The sequence below is a fragment of the Streptomyces fagopyri genome (assembly GCF_009498275.1).
GTDB lineage: Bacteria > Actinomycetota > Actinomycetes > Streptomycetales > Streptomycetaceae > Streptomyces > Streptomyces fagopyri.
This window is the reverse complement of sequence record NZ_CP045643.1, coordinates 987,327-1,002,838: the sequence shown is the minus strand read 5'-3', so window position 1 is coordinate 1,002,838 and position 15,512 is coordinate 987,327. Positions and strand designations below refer to the sequence as shown.

Sequence of the window (15,512 nt, the reverse complement as noted above, 5' to 3'; positions counted from 1 at the left end):
GACGGCCGGCCCGGAGAGCGGGGGAGCGGACGTCACCGTGGGTACCGAGGGGCCCGTCGCCGTACGGCGCGGCACGGACGGAGTCACCACGGGCAGCGCCCGCCGCTGCACCGCGGGTGCGGCCGGTGCCCTGGTGAGCCCGGTCGGTGCCGGGGGCCGGGTGGCAGCGGACGGTACGGCGGTCACCCTCGGGCCCGCCGACCCGGTCGCCGTCACCGGGAGGCTCGCGTGCCGCAGGGACGACGCGCCGAGGCGGTCGGCCGGCTCCTCGGGCGCCGCCACCGGCAGGGCGAGCGACGGGAGTTCGAGACCGGAGGCGGGCAGCGCGGGGGTGGCGAGCACGCCTCGCACCAGGCCGCCGGGCGCGCCGTCCAGCACGGCGTGCGAGAGCGTGCCGGTGAACGACGGGTTCTGCCAGGTCGTCAGCCGGCCGCCGAACCCGGAGTCGGCGACGGAGCCCCGGCCTGCGGTGGCGCGCTGGATGGGAGGCAGCGAGGGCCAGGCGGCCGCCCGTACCGGACGGTTCCCGTCTCCCCGGCCGGCATCGCCCGCCGCGGGTGCCGCACCGGTGCCCGCCCCCGGAGCCACGCGGTCACCCGGGCCGGCGGCCGGTCCCGCGGCGGACACGACGCTCGTGCCCCGGTCGCGTCCGCCGCCCCGTAGCCGATCAAAGACGCCCACTCCGCGTCACCTCTCCCCGGCGCCGCGATGCACGAGTGCCGCGATCTGTTCCGTGTAGCGGCGCCGGTCGCGGTGTTCGAGGTCCAGGATGGTCTCCAGGCTCCAGTGGAAGTGGTAGGCGATGTACGCGATCTCCTCGTGGATGCGGTCGGTCGCGTACGTCACGATTCCCCCAGGCGGCTCCCGCCGAGTTCGACCTCGAACGGCTCCTCGCAGTGCGGGCAGGTGACGGCGGCACGGGTGTGGCCCTCGGCGTTGACCTGGCGGTAGAAGTCCTGCAGGAACGCGAGGTCGGAGGCGAACATGTTCTCCACCACCCCGTCGTGCACGAGGGGCAGCGTGCCGAGCCGGGTGATGACCCGGCCGAGGAGTACGACGGACAGGTACGCCGGGTTCTCCTGGACACGCATGTCCCGCAGCGGGATCAGCTCGTCCCGCGCGGTGGCGAGCCGCATCACCCCGAGGCGGTGCACCGCGCCGGACTCGTCGACGTAACCGCGCGGCAGCTCGAACTCGAACTCTGTGCGCAGGGGTTGGGGGGCCGCGGCCGGGGCCGGAGCAGCGGTCTGCTCCGGCCCCGGCCGGGCTTCCGCCTCCGGCGCCGGTTCGGCGACGGCCGCGGCCGCCCTGGGAGCCGTACGGCGCATTACTCGATGACCAGTTCTTCGAAGGTGATCGTGACGGTCTCGGTGAGCGCGGCGGCCTCACCGGCCTTGACGGTGCTGGTGTCGATCTTGCTGCACCAGGCGTTGCGCATGTTGTACCGCTTGACCGGGTTGTTCTGATAGTCCATCACCATGATGGTGGCGTTCTTGCGGGCGGTGCTCATCTGACCGGCGACCGACTCGGTGATCCACTGGTTGAAGGCGGCCGACTGGGTCATACCGCGCACCACCGTGCAGGTGCCGGCCTTCTTCACCCCCGGCAGCTTCTTGGTGACGGGGATGCCCTGCGAGGAGACCTGCTGGTACTCGATGACGTCCTGCTCGATGCTGAGGCCGCTGACCTCCGCGAGGTACTCGACCATGACACCGTCGATCTGCAGGCCGAAATTGTGCGATGTGAGGGCGTCACCCGGCTGGAGACTCATCTGTTCTGTGTCCTTCTGAGGGTTCTGGTATGTACGGGGAGCGGGGGTCGACCGCCGGGACGGTCACGCCGGTGCGGACCGCCGGTGCGAGAACTACTCCTCCAACTCGCCGTTGCCGCTGGAGAACTGGGCCAGCCGGAAGATCACGAACTCGGCGGGCTTGACGGGCGCGATGCCGATCTCGCAGATGACCCGGCCGAGGTCGACCGACTCCGGCGGGTTGGTCTCCTCGTCGCACTTGACGTAGTACGCCTCCTCGGGCCGTGAGCCGAACAGGGCGCCGTTGCGCCACTCGTTGACCAGGAAGGCGGACACGTTGCGCCGGATCCGGGCCCACAGGGCGTGGTCGTTCGGCTCGAACACCACCCACTGGGTGCCGATCAGGATCGACTCCTCCAGGTAGTTGAAGTACCGGCGGATGTTGAGGTAGCGCCACGCCGGGTCGGAGGACATGGTGCGGGCGCCCCAGACACGGATGCCGCGGCCGGGGAAGGCACGGATGCAGTTGACGCCGATGGGGTTGAGCAGGTCCTGCTCGCCACGGGTGATCTGCAGCTCCAGGTCCACCGCTCCGCGTACGACCTCGTTGGCGGGAGCCTTGTGCACGCCGCGCTCGGAGTCGTTGCGGGCCCAGATGCCGGCGACGTGACCGCTCGGCGGGATCATCCTGGTCTGGCCGGTCGCCGGGTCGAAGGCCTTGATCCAGGGGTAGTAGAGAGCGGCGTACTTGGAGTCGTAACCGGCCGTCTCCTGACGCCACACGCGGATCTGGCGGGCGTTGAGGCCCGGCGGCGGGTCGATGACCGCGACCCGGTCGCCCATGAGCTCGCAGTGCGCGATCAGACCGAGCTGGACGGCCTTGACGGCCTCCAGGTCGATCGCGCCGCGCTGGTAGGCGGCCATCAGGTCGGGCACGGCGACCATCGAGACCTCGTCCACGGCCTCCAGGCCGCCGAAGCCGGTGCGGTCGGCCGAGTCACCGAGGTACTGCGCGGGGCCGGGGTGACCGTCCCGCTCGCCGGCCGGGACGGCCGGCGCGGAAGGCGACGGAGCGGCGAGCGCCACCGTCTGGTTGTCGGGCCGGACCAACTGCGCGGCGGGTGCGGCCTCCTGCACGGCGATGAGCCTGGAACGCTCCTTCACCTGCGTGACCACGTAGTTGCGGCCGCCCTTCTTGGCGGTCACGTCGAAGGTCTCGACGGGCTTCTCGCCGTCCTTGACGATCAGCCGGAAGCGCTCGGCGGGGCCCTCGCCCTCGGGGTCGGCGACCTCGACGCTGAGCGAACCGCCCGCGACGGCGCTGACCGTGAAGGTGCCGAGCTGCTTCGGCTCGCCGGGCGGCAGCGCGGCCTGCGCCGCGGATCCCGTCACCGCGGCCGGAGCGGACGCGTCGCCGTTCACGCCACCGGGCGTCCCGCCGACCCGGACGACATAGGCGGCGGACCCACCGTTGTTGAAGAAGCCGTAGACGGAGTGCGCGAGGTAGTACCCGTCGGTGAACTCACCGAAGGCCGCCACGTACTGCGTCCAGTTGGTCACCAGCGTCGGCTCGTTGAGCGGCCCCGCCGGGGCGAGCCCCACGAAGGCCGCCACCGAAGTGCCCACACCCTCGATCGGACGGGAGCCGCTGGCCACCTCCTCGACGTAGACGCCCGGCGACAGGTAGGACGGCATGCTCTGCTCTCCTCGGGGTACGAGATGGGACGTCATTCACCCTCACGCGCGAAGCGCGTCCCCCGAAACGTCCTGCGGTACCTGTGCGGGGGCAGTTCTGTTGCCCGCAGGGGCAACCCGACGTGCCGTCCGCGCTGTTGCCCTCATCGTTGCCCCGGAGTTCGTTCCCCCGGCCCCCTTCGTCCGGTAGGCCTTGGAGGCTGCTGCACCCGCGTTCGAGGGGAGTCCCAGTGCACGCACAGGACAAGGACACCGACCAGACCCGTGGCCGGGCGGGTGCGGCCGGCCGGGCCGCCCGGGCCGCCGCGCCGGGGCCCGCCGGCCGGCTCCAGGTGCTGCAGCGGGCCGCGGGCAACGCGGCGGTGGCCCGCGCCGTCGCGGAGCAGCGCCACGACCACGACGCGAACTGCGGCCACGGGCCCTCTGTGCAGCGCTCCGCGGTCCACGAGGTGCTGCGCTCTCCCGGCCGGCCGCTGGACGCCCCGCTGCGGGCCGAGATGGAAGGCCGTTACGGCGGGGAGGACTTCAGCGGCGTGCGCGTCCACACCGACTCGGCGGCCCGGCAGGCGGCGGCCCGGATCGGCGCGAAGGCGTTCACCTCCGGAGCCGACGTGGTCTGGGACGGTCAGGACAAGCACGTACTCGCCCATGAGCTGGACCACTACCGCCAGCAGAGCCGGGGTCCCGTGCCCGGCACCGACAACGGCTCCGGACTGATGGTGTCCGACACCGGGGACTGGGCCGAGGTCCAGGCGGAGGAGAACGCCCGGCGGGTGATGAGCGGGGCACCGCCGGTCCAGCGCGCGGTCGCCGACGGCGCGGGCGGCGACGGGCCGGGGGCGGTGTCCGGAGCGCCGGCCATCCAGCGCACGGTCTGGACGTACAACGCCAGCACCCGGACCCACGACGGCATGGGCGGGCGGCAGCCGGGCGTCTGGCAGGACGAGGGCAACCCGGCCGCCACCGCCACCTCGGCGCAGTTGGGCGTCGGGTCCGGCGCGCATCACGGTGACACGTTCGACGACACCACCGGGCGTCACTTCGGCAGCGGCAACGTCGCCTTCTCACAGCGCGGCAGCATCCCCGACACGCCACAGGCACACCAGGACGGCACCGCCTACAAGGAGCGCGAGGCCCATGTGCGCAAGGCGCTGGTGGAGACCAAGAGGCGACTGGCGACGGCCATCACCATGGTGAGTGGCAGCGCCGCGCCCAGCGGCCGGGCGCTCGACGCGCTCCGGTCGGCCTTCCCCGCCTTCCAGCGGGCCACACCGCAGGAGATCCGGCCGCTCCTGTCACACATCGCCGAAGTGCTCCGCCGGGTCCGGACCGGCCTGGACGCGGAGGGCGCGCAGATCGCGCTGGCCGGGGAGACCGCCTGGTACGACCTCGGTGCGCTCGGCTCCAACCAGCCCAACGTGGCCGGGTGGGTGGCCCCCACCGTCGGCGAACGCCTCAAACCGCACGACATGAAGAGCGAGGAACTGCCGACCATGGACGCGGGGCGCGAGGGCGCGATCAACCTGCGGCCCCTCGGTGAGAACGTCTGGTACATCATCCACGAGGCCACGCACCGGTTCGCCGGCACGCTCGACTACCAGTACAGCTCCTACGAGCACGAGCTCGCCGAGGACCGGGCTGATGTGGGAACGGCCGAGTCACTGGAATGGAGTCAGCGGCAACTCGCCGAGTACTCGGCGGACCGGCTGGGCAAGCGGGTCGCCCGGGACGCGGACCAGTACACCGGCCAGGATGAGTCGGCTCACCCCGCGAAGCAGCTCAACTGGTACGCCATGGGTCGCCGGGCCCTTATGAACGCCGACTCCTACGCGCAGTTCGTCTTCGTGGCGACCGGGGGGACGCTGCCCCGGCGCTGACAGCCGCTCGCGGGCCCGGCCGGCTCCCGCGAACCAGCCCATGGCCGCGGGAGGAGGGGGTCGCGCGACGGGGCCGGGCGGTGCGGCCGAGGTGCGGGCGTGACTGCCCACGAGGCCACTCTCACCTGCCTGTTCGTCCGGCGACCGTTCCCCTGTGACTGCTGACCCGCGTCGTCGTCGCGGCTAGCGTCCGGGCAGTGAGCATGTGGACCTCCCTCGAACCCGCGTCCGCGACCGTGGACCCGGGCGCCAGCACGCGCGTACGGCTGCGCCTGCGCAACACCGGTGACATCGTCGACGAGTACCGTTTCGAGCCGGTGGGTGACATCGCGCCCTGGACGACGGTGGAGCCGGGGACGCTGCGGCTGTATCCGGGGACGACGGGGACGGTGGAGCTGACGTTCGCGCCGCCCCGTACCTCCGACGCGGCGGCGGGCTCCAACGCCTACGCGGTACGGATCACGCCGACCGAGCACCCCGAGGCGACGACCGTTCCCGAGGGGAACCTCACCATCACTCCGTTCACCGAGGTGCGGGCCGAGTTGGTGCCGCCCACGGTCAAGGGGCGTTTCCGGGGGCGGCCCAGGCTGGCCGTGGACAATCTCGGCAACACGAAGCTGACGGCGTCGATCAGTGGCAGTGACAACGGGGATCATCTCTCGTACGACATTCATCCGGGCAGCGTCCAGATCGAGCCGGGGCGGGCCGCTTTCGTCAGGGCGACGTTGAAGCCGCGGCAGATCATCTGGTTCGGTTCGAAGGAGCAGCGGCCGTATTCGCTGGCGGTGCAGCGGTCCGGGGTCAAGTCGCAGTCGGTGGAGGGGACTTATGTGCAGCGCGGGTTCTTGCCGCGCTGGCTCGCCACGTTCCTGGGCGTGTTCATGGCCCTCGCGATCACCTTCGTGATGCTGTGGCTGGCGTACAAGCCACAGGTCCGCAGCGCCGCCACCGAGAAACTCCAGGAAGCGGGGATCAGTACTCTTCCCGCACCCACCCCGAGCCTCTCGGTGGCGCCGAGTCCGGATCCGGTCCAGGAGTCGGCTCCGCCCCAGGCGCAGCAGACGCCGGAGAACGGCGGGAGCGGGGGCGCGGGAGGCGGTGGTGCGGTGGCCAGTCCCAAGGCGACGAAGAAGAAGGCGACCGGGCCGCTGCCCGCGTCCGGTGTCGTACTGCGGAACGTCACGACCAAGAAGTGTGCCGACATCCCGGGTTACGACAAGGGGCAACCGACCGGTCCGGTGCGGGAGTTCGTGTGCGACGGCACCTCCCGTGACAACCAGCTCTGGGACCTCGAAGTGCGTGGGAAGGGCGGCGGGCCCGAGAAGTCGGACCTCTTCCAGATCCGCAACGTCAAGGACCAACTGTGCATGGACCTGCCCGACTACGGTGCCAAGCCGCCGCGGACGGGGGTGTTCGAGTTCCAGTGCGACGGCACGACCGCCGACAACCAGCTGTGGTGGCTGGACAGCCAGGAGAGCGGCCACTACTGGATCCGTAACTACTCCAGCAACCACCTGTGCCTGGACGTCTCCGGCTACAGCACCGGCGGCGACGACACCCCGCTGACGATCTACTTCTGCAGCAACACGGACGACCAGGAATGGGACATCGTGCACCCCACCTGACGCCACCGGCGGCCGACCTCGCTACCGCGGAGGGCAGTTCGGGCCGTCGGGAAAGGGCAGTCGGCCGCGGCCCTTCGGGGCACGCACCGTGCCCCGACGCCTGCTGACGCGAGCCCACCCATGGCCATAGCGTCGACAGGTGAGCCTATGGACTTCGCTGGAGCCTGCCTCCAGCACTGTGGATCCCGGTGGCAGTACCAAGGTGCGGCTGCGGCTGCGCAATACCGGCGACGTGGTGGACGAGTACCGTTTCGAGCCGGTGGGTGACATCGCGCCCTGGACGACGGTGGAGCCGGGGACGCTGCGGCTGTATCCGGGGACGACGGGGACGGTGGAGCTGACGTTCGCGCCGCCCCGTACCTCCGACGCGGTGGCGGGCCCCAACGCCTACGCGGTACGGATCACGCCGACCGAGCACCCCGAGGCGACGACCGTTCCCGAGGGGAACCTCACCATCACTCCGTTCACCGAGGTGCGGGCCGAGTTGGTGCCGCCCACGGTCAAGGGGCGTTTCCGGGGGCGGCCCAGGCTGGCCGTGGACAATCTCGGCAACACGAAGCTGACGGCGTCGATCAGTGGCAGTGACAACGGGGATCATCTCTCGTACGACATTCATCCGGGCAGCGTCCAGATCGAGCCGGGGCGGGCCGCTTTCGTCAGGGCGACGTTGAAGCCGCGGCAGATCATCTGGTTCGGCTCGAAGGAACAGCGGCCGTATTCGCTGGCGGTGCAGCGATCAGGGGTCAAGTCGCAGTCGGTGGAGGGGACTTATGTGCAGCGCGGGTTCTTGCCGCGCTGGCTCGCCACGTTCCTGGGCGTGTTCATGGCCCTCGCGATCACCTTCGTGATGCTGTGGCTGGCGTACAAGCCACAGGTCCGCAGCGCCGCCACCGAGAAACTCCAGGAAGCGGGCGTCAGCACGCTGCCGCCCAGCCCCTCGGCGTCCCTCCCGCTCCCGCAGCCCTCGATCCCCGCCCAGGCTCCGACCCAGGAGGCACCGGCCCCGACTCCGACCGAGAAGCCGGCCGGCGGCGGCAGCGGGAGCGACGGCGGTTCCGAGAAGAAGAAGAAGGAGACCAAGGCCCCCGAGGTGACCGCGGCGACCGCTGTCACCCGCCTGGCCGCGGACGATCCCGGCGTGCGGCACATCTGCTACCGGGCCTACGAGACGGGCGAGGGCTGGCAGAAGCCCGTCTGTGACGGCGCCATGGCGGGCACGGTGGGGCAGAGCCGCCCGATCAAGTCCCTGAACCTCGCCGTGTCCGGCACCAAGGGCGTGAACGGCAACGAGTTCGTCCACGTGAAGGAGTGGCTCAACCCCTGGACGAGCGTGGCCGACGGTGTCGACCTGTACCTCGGATCCACCAAGGCGGACGACCCGTACATGCTGGCCTTCGGCGTCAACGTGGGTGAGGGCACCATCTGCCAGAACGCGCACATCCACGACCAGGCCTGGCTCGGCCTGCAGTGCAACAAGCCGCCCTCGTACATCTTCGGCGGCACCATGGACCAGACGCTCTGGCTCGAAGCCGTCAAGTTCACCGTGTGACACGTCCGCGCCCGGCCGGTTCAGGGGGAACCGACCGGGCGGCAGGGCGCTTCGACGTGACCGTGCACGCGAACGTGGACCGGGTCGCGAACGTGGATCGGGTCGCGCGAGCGGTACCGCGGTGCCGAACTACCAGGTGCCCTCGCCCGGCACCAGCCGGCCCGCCTTGCGGTACTCGCGCCGTGCGCCCTCCAGCAGGTCGGCCGTGGTGACCTCCGCACCACGGCCCGCGGCCGTGTAGGCGGCCGTGACCACGGCGCTGCGGATCGAACCGCCCGCGAGCTCGAAGTCCCGGGCGACAGCGTGCGGGTCGATGCCGTCGGCGCGCGGCACGTGGGTCAGGGCGTGCCGCCACAGAGCCAGTCGCTGGTCCGCGTCCGGGAACGGGAAGTCCACCACCAGGTCGAGCCGGCGGGTGAACGCCTCGTCGATGTTGGCGCGCAGGTTGGTCGTCAGCAGCGCGATGCCGTCGAACGACTCCAGCCGCTGGAGCAGATAGGAACTCTCCATGTTGGCGTACCGGTCGTGCGCGTCCTTGACCTCGGACCGCTTGCCGAACACGGAGTCGGCCTCGTCGAAGAGGAGGACGGCGTCGGTGCGGTCGGCCTCGGTGAAGATGCGTTCCAGGTTCTTCTCGGTCTCGCCGACGTACTTGTCGACGATGGAGGAGAGCTGCACGACGTAGAGGTCGAGGCCGAGTTCGGCGGCGACGACCTCGGCGGACAGGGTCTTGCCGGTGCCGGAGTCACCGGCGAACAGACCGAGGACACCTCGGCCGCGACCGCCGCCCGCGCTGAGCCGCCACTCCCCGAGCACGCGGTCGCGGTGGCGGGCGCGCAGGGCCAGCTCGTGCAGTTGCAGGAGCGGTTTGTCGGGCAGGACGAGATCGTCCCAGCCGACGTCGGGACGGATCCGGCGGGCGTGCCGTTCGAGGCCCGAGGCGGACTGCTGCCGGGCGGCCAGGCGCAGATGGGCCGCGGTGAGCGTGCCGCCGTCGAACGCGGCGAGGTCGCGGGCGGCACGGGCGGCGCGCGCGATGCGGTCGCCGCCGAGCCGGTACGGCGCGACGACCGGGGCGAGGTCGAACCCTGGCGCGGGACCGATTCCGGGCGGGGAACCGATTCCGGGCGGGGGATCGAATGCCGGTGTGGGGTCGGATCCGGGCCCGGGATGCGCAAGGGGACCGGTGCCGGTGGCCCGCTCCCGTACGGACATCGTGTCGTCGGCCGGCTCCGCCGAGGGCCCGGCCGCCGGTCCGGGCTCCGCGCCGAGCGCCGTCGCCCACGCCTCCACCGCACCGGCCCGCAGCCGGGGAGCGTCCAGGACGAGGGGGTCACCGTGGTCGCACCAGTGCGGATCGTAGGGGCGGGGATCGGTGAACAGGACGGACACGTCCCGCACCGTCAGTGCCCGCATCAGCGGCGCGGGGTTCTCCGGCAGCGGTGACACGACGATCGCGCACTCCCGCAGGCGCGCCTCGCGCAGGAGTTCGGCGATCGGCTCCTGTCCGGCGCTACCGCCGGGGGTGAAGTGGAGGGACTCCCGTCCGGACCGGCGCAGGGCGGCCGCCGCGCAGGCCAGCCCGTCCCCCGTCCGGTGCTCGCGCAGGTACACGGGGAGCGGGACGCGGGTCAGCCGGTCGGCGAGCCGCAGCAGGAAGTCCTCGTCGTACGGCTCGCCCGGTACGGGAGCCCGCAGCGGGCGGACGTGGCCGCTCAGCGCCGCGTCGGGGGTCTCGTCACCCAGCAGGTGCGCGACCAGCCGGTCCGGGACGCGCAACGACCGGCTGAGGAAGGGACGTTCGGGTTCCTCGACCACGACAAGGCCCAGCGCGGAGAGCGGAGCCGAAGGGTGGAACCGGGCCCGTGCCGCGGCCTGGTGCGCGGGAAGTCCGCACAGGTCCAGGGCGAGCCCCGCGGTGGCCCGGCGGCGACCGACGTCGTCGTTGAGGTAGCCGTACAGTGGCTCGAAGGTGCGCTCGACGTCCGGCGCGAGGGCGATGAGCAGGATACGGACGTCCAGCTCGGTCAGCCGCAGGCGCCCGGCGAGCAGGTCCAGCCGGTCGCCACGCTCAGGGCCCCAGTCCTGGGACACGGAGCCCTGTCCGGCCGGCTCCAGGAGATGCCGTACCGCCTCCTCGGACAGATACAGGCCGCGCAGCGGGTCGGACGCGGTGGGGTCGGTGGCACTGCGCTGTTCGACCAGCAGCGCGACCCGCTCGCGCAACCGGGACAGTCGGGGCAGGAGCGCGTCGGCCGGCTCCCCGGGCGCCTCGGCCGGGACGGGGCCGGCGGCGACGGTCCCCGTGACGTGCGGGGTCATCCGGCCGCCCGCTCCGCGCCGTGACGACCTGGGTACTTTCCGCCGGGACGACCCGGGTTCTCTCCATCGGGACGATCCGTGATCGGGCGCTCCTCGTCCGCCGGGCTGCCGGACGGTGCCGGTGGGCCGCTCAAGTGCCTTGCCCGGTGGTGCCGTTCGGGCGACCCCTCCAGTGTGCCGTCCATGCCGCGTACGCGTACTCCGGCGCCCTCCGTGACCGGCGGCCCCGCGTCGTACTCCGGGAACGCCGGGAACGGCGCGGTCACCACCAGGTCCAGCGAAGGCTTCAGCTCGCCGCCGAGCGCGGACCAGATCTCCGCCAGGGACCGTGACTCGGTGTGCAGACCCGCGACCGTCAGCGGTACGGACAGGCCCAGCGCGCCGAGTGCGCCGGGGAGTTGCTCGGGGGGCAGTACCTCGTGGGGGAGCAGGGTGGCCAGCACCGCGGACAGCAACCGGTGTTCGTCCTGCGGTTGTTTGGTCCAGGCCGTCACCAGATAGGAGAGCCGGAACCAGCGGGGCGGCTGGCGGCGGCGCAGCACGACACCGCGCTCGTCACGCACGGCCATGGCACCGCGTTCACGGCGCCTGACGTCCTCGCGGATGTCGTACAGATAGGTGTTGATGGCGGGCGCGTTGCGCCGGGCCGCCCACTCGCGGGTCGGCGCGTCGAAGGAGACGTCGATGCCGGAACCGGCCAGGGCACCGCTGTTGAGGAGTCGCTTGAGGACCTCGTCGACCTCGTGAATCACCGTCGTGCTCCCGCCGCGCCGTACTGTGCCGAGCTGTGCTGTGCCGAGTTGTGCCGTGCCGAGTTGTGCCGTGTTGTGCTGTGCCATGTGTCCGCCGCGCACCACTATCGTCCCGTTCGACGGGCCCGGTGCGAGGGGCGGTCGGGCTCAGATGTAGCCTTCCCGTAGGGCATAGGCCACGGCATGCGCGCGATTGCGCAGATGGAGCCGGGTGGTCAGCCCGTGCATCACGTTCTTGACGGTCCGTTCGGAGTAGGAGAGCTTGCTCGCTATCTCTCCGGTGTCCATTCCCTCGGCGATGAGCCTCAGGACGTCGATCTCACGCGGTACCAGGCCGGACAGCGGAGCCCCGGGCCGCCCGGCCGCGGTCCGCTGGAGCGAGCCCACCTGAGTGATGAGGCGTCCCAACAGATCCGCGGGCAGGTCACCGTCACCTCGCGAGGCGGCGAGCACGGCCTGCACCAGACGGTGCGCGCTGGCCTCGTGGCGCCAGACGATGGCGCCGACACCGCACTCGATGACGTCCAGCAGCTCGGCCTCGCGGATCGCGCCCACCACCAGGACGGCGTGTGCCCCCTCGCTGCGCACCAGCCGGCGCAGCCGCGAGAGCGTCGTCTCGTCCGGGCTCTCGTTGACCAGGACGGCCACCGCGCCGGGGCCGGCCTCCGTACCGTCCAGGAGATCGATCACCGGGTGCTGTCCCAACTGGCTGCGGACACCTGCCTGCGAGATCGGATCGGGTGCCTGGACCACCACCGGAACGCGGTTTCCGGAGTCCGCCGCGCGGGATCCGGCCTGCCGGTGTGACACGCCTGCGTCAGTGGTCCGTAATGAACTGCGCAACCGTTTCTCCCAAATCCACGTACTGGTCGCCCTTGTGCCGTCAGTGACTGGAGGGCTTGTCCCAGACTTCTGCGCCTGGTGTGCCTCGCGCAATCGTGGAGGACCACGAGACGTACCACGAGATCGATCATGAAAAGTTCACGACAGGAGGCAGCGATGAGTGCCGAACTCGAAACGCTGCGGGAACGCCGGGAGGCCCTGGAGCTGGTGGCCGCCGAGACGGACCGTGCCCGTGCCGGGTCCGGCCGTCTGGTGCTGCTCAGAGGTGCCACCGGAACGGGGCGTACCGCCCTCCTGGAGGCCGTCGCCGGCCAGGCGGCGGCACGCGGGACCCGGGTGCTGCGCGCCCGCTGCTCGTCCGACGGGGACACCGCCGCCTTCGCTCCGGTCCGGCAACTGCTGGCGTCCGGAGCCGAGTTCGAGAGCGGGGTCGAACCCTGCCCGGACCCTGCCGACACCCCGCACCGGTGGACCCGCGCGGAACACCTGTGGGACCAACTGCGCGCGTACGCCGTGGACTCGCCCCTGCTGGTCGCCGTGGACGACGTGCACTGCGCCGACGAGTCCTCGCGCCGCTGGTTCGTCGAGGCCGCCCGCCGGATCGACCGGCTCCCCGTCCTGCTGGTGGCCACCGAGCGGAGCCAGTACGACCTCGACCCGCCCCCGGCCGGCCTGGCGCACGCGCTCTCGCCCACCCTCGTCCGCACCCACACCGTCACCCCGCTGAGCCCCGAAGCCGCCGCGCAGCTGGTGCGTTCGGAGTTCGGCACCGCCCCGCCCGGCTGGGTGGACGACTGTGTACGGGCCGGCGCGGGCAGCCCGCTGCTGTTACGCGCCCTGCTCGACGACCTCCGCGCGCGGGAGCCCGACGGCGTCCCGCGCACGACCCTGCCCGAGTCCTGCGCGGCGCTCTACCCGGGCGCGTATCCGGCCGCCGTGACCTGGTGGCTGGACAGCGCCGGACCGGCGACCGCGGGAGTGGCACGCGCCCTCGCGACACTCGACGACGACGCGCTGGAGGACGAACACCCCCGGGAGACCGCCGAACTGCTCGCCCGGATGGCGGACGCGGACCCCGCCCGGGTGCCCGGCTGGCTCACCGCCATGACCCACCTCGGTCTGCTGCGCCCCGGGCCCCGGGGACGACCGGGCTACGCCCACCCCCTCTTACGCGACGCGGTGCTGAGCGGCTGGCCCAGCACCCGACGGCAGGCCGCCCACCGTACGGCGGCCGAAGTGATGCTCCGCCGCGGCGATCGCGCCGAAACGGTCGCCGGACAGCTCCTGCGGGCATCGGCCGTCGGGGCGCCCTGGGCCGCGACCGCGCTGCTGGACGCCGCCGACCTCGCGGCGCGCGACGCCAGACCCGACGACGCCGTGGCGTTCCTGCGCCGGGTCCTCGACGAACCGCTCACACCGGCCCGCCGCACCACCGCGCTCACCGAGCTGGGCTCCCTGGAGTTCGCCGTCGCCCGCTCGTCCGGCGGGATACCGCGGCTGACCGAGGCGACCCGGCTGCCGGGCATGCCCCAGGACCGGGTACGGGCGGCGGTGGCGCTCGGCACGGTACTGGCGCGGCGCGGCAAGGCGCGCGCGGCGATGGACGTGCTGCGCGGCCTGGACGAGCAACTCGCGGACCACCCGGACCTGATCAGGCTGCTGCAGACCGCCTCCGCGCTCCTCTCGGACCACGACCAGGGAATCCGTGAGGAGGCCTACCGCTGGCTGTACGGCGCCGCCGAGAGGTCCCCGGACCTGGTCGGCACGGCCGGCCGCGCGCTTCTGGTGCGCTACGACGCGACCGCCGGTCTGGTCTCCGCCGCCACGGCCATGGAACGTATCCGCGCCCTGCTCGACGAACCGGTCGACGCCCTCGCGGAGCCCTTCCTGCTCGGTACGGCCGCCGCCGTCGCACAGTGGGCGGACGAACTGGAGGAGGCGGAGGGGCTGGTACGCCGGGGACTGGCCCGGCAGCGGCCCTCGCTGCTGCACCCGATGCACGAGGCACTGCTCAACGTACGGGCGGACATCGCCGCCGTCCGCGGGCGGTACGCGGAGCTGCTCGTCGACCCCGAGGTCCGGCGGTCCGGGGGAAGAGCCCGCCCGGGGCCCGCCAACGCGCACGCGCACGCCCTGATCGCGCTCGTCGAGACCGGCCGCACCGAGGAGGCGTCCCGGCTCGCCGACAGCTTCGATCTCCGGGACGCCCAGGACTCCTGGGAACTCAACCGGTTCCTGTACGCGCGCGGCGTGCTGCGGTCGGCGGCGGGCGATCCGGCGGGCGCCCTAGACGACTTCCTGGAGTGCGGGCGGCGGCAGACGGCGCGGGACGTGGTGAGCCCCGTCGTCACGCCCTGGCGCACCGCGGCCGCCGCGTGCCGTACCGCGCTCGGACGCCCGCAGGACGCCCTCGCCCTGGCCCGGGAGGAACTGCGGCTCGCCCAGGTCTGGGACACTCCCCGGCTGGTGGGGCGGGCCCTGTCCGGGCTCGCCACGGCCACCGGTGGCCGCCGTGGCCTCGAACTCGCCGACCGTGCCGTACGTCTGCTGCGGGACGCGCCCGCGCAGACCGAGCTGATCTCCGCGCTGATCGCGCAAGGGCGCCAGTTCGTCGCGGCGGGAGACCGCGCACGGGCCCGTGACGCCCTGCGCGAGGCGGCCGAACGCGCCGAACGGCTGGGCGCGGTGCGCCTGCGGGCGCAGGCCGAGGACGCCCTGCCGGAAGGCCGCTCCCGCGGCGCGGCGACGGCACTCACCGGCTGGGAGGCGCTGACCGGCAGCGAACGCCGGATCGCCGCGCTAGCGGCCGGCGGCCGGACCAACGCCGAGATCGCGGAGCTCCTGCACCTGGCCCGGCGTACCGTCGAGACCCATCTGACCAGTGCCTACCGCAAACTCGGCATCCGCCGCAGGGCGGAGCTGACCGCCGTGATCGAAGGGCGGGCGGCCGACCCGGGTGATCCGGCGGAGGTCCCGGGCGGCTGAGGAGGCGGGCTCGCGGTCCGCGCGCCGGACTGTTCGGACCGTGCGCCGGGTCGTACGGGTCGCCGTCGCCGTGTGCCGGGTCGTACGGGTCGTACGGGTCGCCGGGCTGTACGA

11 protein-coding genes are annotated in these 15,512 nt (G+C 72.4%); 4 read left to right on the top strand and 7 right to left on the bottom strand.

All coding sequences use genetic code 11. The features are described from left to right. Positions 1–687: 687 nt before the first annotated feature. From GFH48_RS38445 to GFH48_RS04225, 4 genes are all read right to left on the bottom strand, one after another. The gene (locus GFH48_RS38445) at positions 688–846 is read right to left on the bottom strand and encodes a DUF6760 family protein (protein WP_194280490.1); all 159 of its coding nucleotides are present in this window, start codon (positions 844–846) and stop codon (positions 688–690) included. Beyond that, positions 843–1,328, bottom strand: coding sequence for a hypothetical protein (locus GFH48_RS04235; protein WP_153286959.1), 486 nt, complete (start codon positions 1,326–1,328; stop codon positions 843–845). The genes GFH48_RS38445 and GFH48_RS04235 overlap by 4 nt, the downstream gene beginning before the upstream one ends. Continuing rightward, positions 1,328–1,771: a phage tail protein gene (locus GFH48_RS04230; RefSeq protein WP_153286958.1), complete on the bottom strand. Its 444-nt coding sequence runs from the start codon at positions 1,769–1,771 to the stop codon at positions 1,328–1,330. Before GFH48_RS04230 ends, GFH48_RS04235 begins: the two co-directional genes overlap by 1 nt. A 93-nt stretch (positions 1,772–1,864) precedes the next feature. Next, positions 1,865–3,445, bottom strand: coding sequence for a phage tail sheath subtilisin-like domain-containing protein (locus GFH48_RS04225; protein ID WP_153286957.1), 1,581 nt, complete (start codon positions 3,443–3,445; stop codon positions 1,865–1,867). A gap of 230 nt (positions 3,446–3,675) precedes the next feature. Between GFH48_RS04225 and GFH48_RS38440 the strand changes: the two genes are divergently transcribed. From GFH48_RS38440 to GFH48_RS04210, 3 genes are all read left to right on the top strand, one after another. Then, on the top strand, positions 3,676–5,322 hold the full coding sequence (locus tag GFH48_RS38440) for an eCIS core domain-containing protein (RefSeq protein ID WP_194280489.1): 1,647 nt from the start codon (positions 3,676–3,678) through the stop codon (positions 5,320–5,322). 197 nt (positions 5,323–5,519) lie between these two features. Continuing rightward, complete coding sequence (locus GFH48_RS04215) at positions 5,520–6,947, top strand: RICIN domain-containing protein (protein WP_153286956.1); 1,428 nt, start codon at positions 5,520–5,522, stop codon at positions 6,945–6,947. A gap of 139 nt (positions 6,948–7,086) precedes the next feature. Then, entirely contained in the window at positions 7,087–8,496 is a 1,410-nt protein-coding gene (locus GFH48_RS04210; protein WP_153286955.1) for a hydrolase, read from the top strand. Positions 8,497–8,625: 129 nt separating this feature from the next. On the opposite strand, the gene GFH48_RS04205 is transcribed toward GFH48_RS04210, so the two are convergent. The 3 genes from GFH48_RS04205 to GFH48_RS04195 all read right to left on the bottom strand — a co-directional run bounded on the left by GFH48_RS04205 (position 8,626) and on the right by GFH48_RS04195 (position 12,380). Continuing rightward, positions 8,626–10,818, bottom strand: coding sequence for an ATP-binding protein (locus GFH48_RS04205; RefSeq protein ID WP_153286954.1), 2,193 nt, complete (start codon positions 10,816–10,818; stop codon positions 8,626–8,628). Next, on the bottom strand, positions 10,815–11,570 hold the full coding sequence (locus GFH48_RS04200) for a DUF4255 domain-containing protein (RefSeq protein ID WP_153292711.1): 756 nt from the start codon (positions 11,568–11,570) through the stop codon (positions 10,815–10,817). Before GFH48_RS04200 ends, GFH48_RS04205 begins: the two co-directional genes overlap by 4 nt. A 147-nt stretch (positions 11,571–11,717) precedes the next feature. Beyond that, positions 11,718–12,380, bottom strand: a complete 663-nt coding sequence (locus tag GFH48_RS04195) for a helix-turn-helix transcriptional regulator (RefSeq protein WP_153286953.1) — start codon at positions 12,378–12,380, stop codon at positions 11,718–11,720. Positions 12,381–12,569: 189 nt separating this feature from the next. Between GFH48_RS04195 and GFH48_RS04190 the strand changes: the two genes are divergently transcribed. Next, the gene (locus GFH48_RS04190; RefSeq protein ID WP_153286952.1) at positions 12,570–15,398 is read left to right on the top strand and encodes an AAA family ATPase; all 2,829 of its coding nucleotides are present in this window, start codon (positions 12,570–12,572) and stop codon (positions 15,396–15,398) included. Positions 15,399–15,512: the final 114 nt, after the last annotated feature.

What these genes read in the sequence shown, in the direction of transcription:
- GFH48_RS04235 (WP_153286959.1), bottom strand. Translation starts at nt 1,328, where the DNA reads ATGCGCCGTACGGCTCCCAGGGCGGCCGCGGCCGTCGCCGAACCGGCG.
- GFH48_RS04230 (WP_153286958.1), bottom strand. Translation starts at nt 1,771, where the DNA reads ATGAGTCTCCAGCCGGGTGACGCCCTCACATCGCACAATTTCGGCCTG.
- GFH48_RS04225 (WP_153286957.1), bottom strand. Translation starts at nt 3,445, where the DNA reads ATGCCGTCCTACCTGTCGCCGGGCGTCTACGTCGAGGAGGTGGCCAGC.
- GFH48_RS04205 (WP_153286954.1), bottom strand. Translation starts at nt 10,818, where the DNA reads ATGACCCCGCACGTCACGGGGACCGTCGCCGCCGGCCCCGTCCCGGCC.
- GFH48_RS04190 (WP_153286952.1), top strand. Translation starts at nt 12,570, where the DNA reads ATGAGTGCCGAACTCGAAACGCTGCGGGAACGCCGGGAGGCCCTGGAG.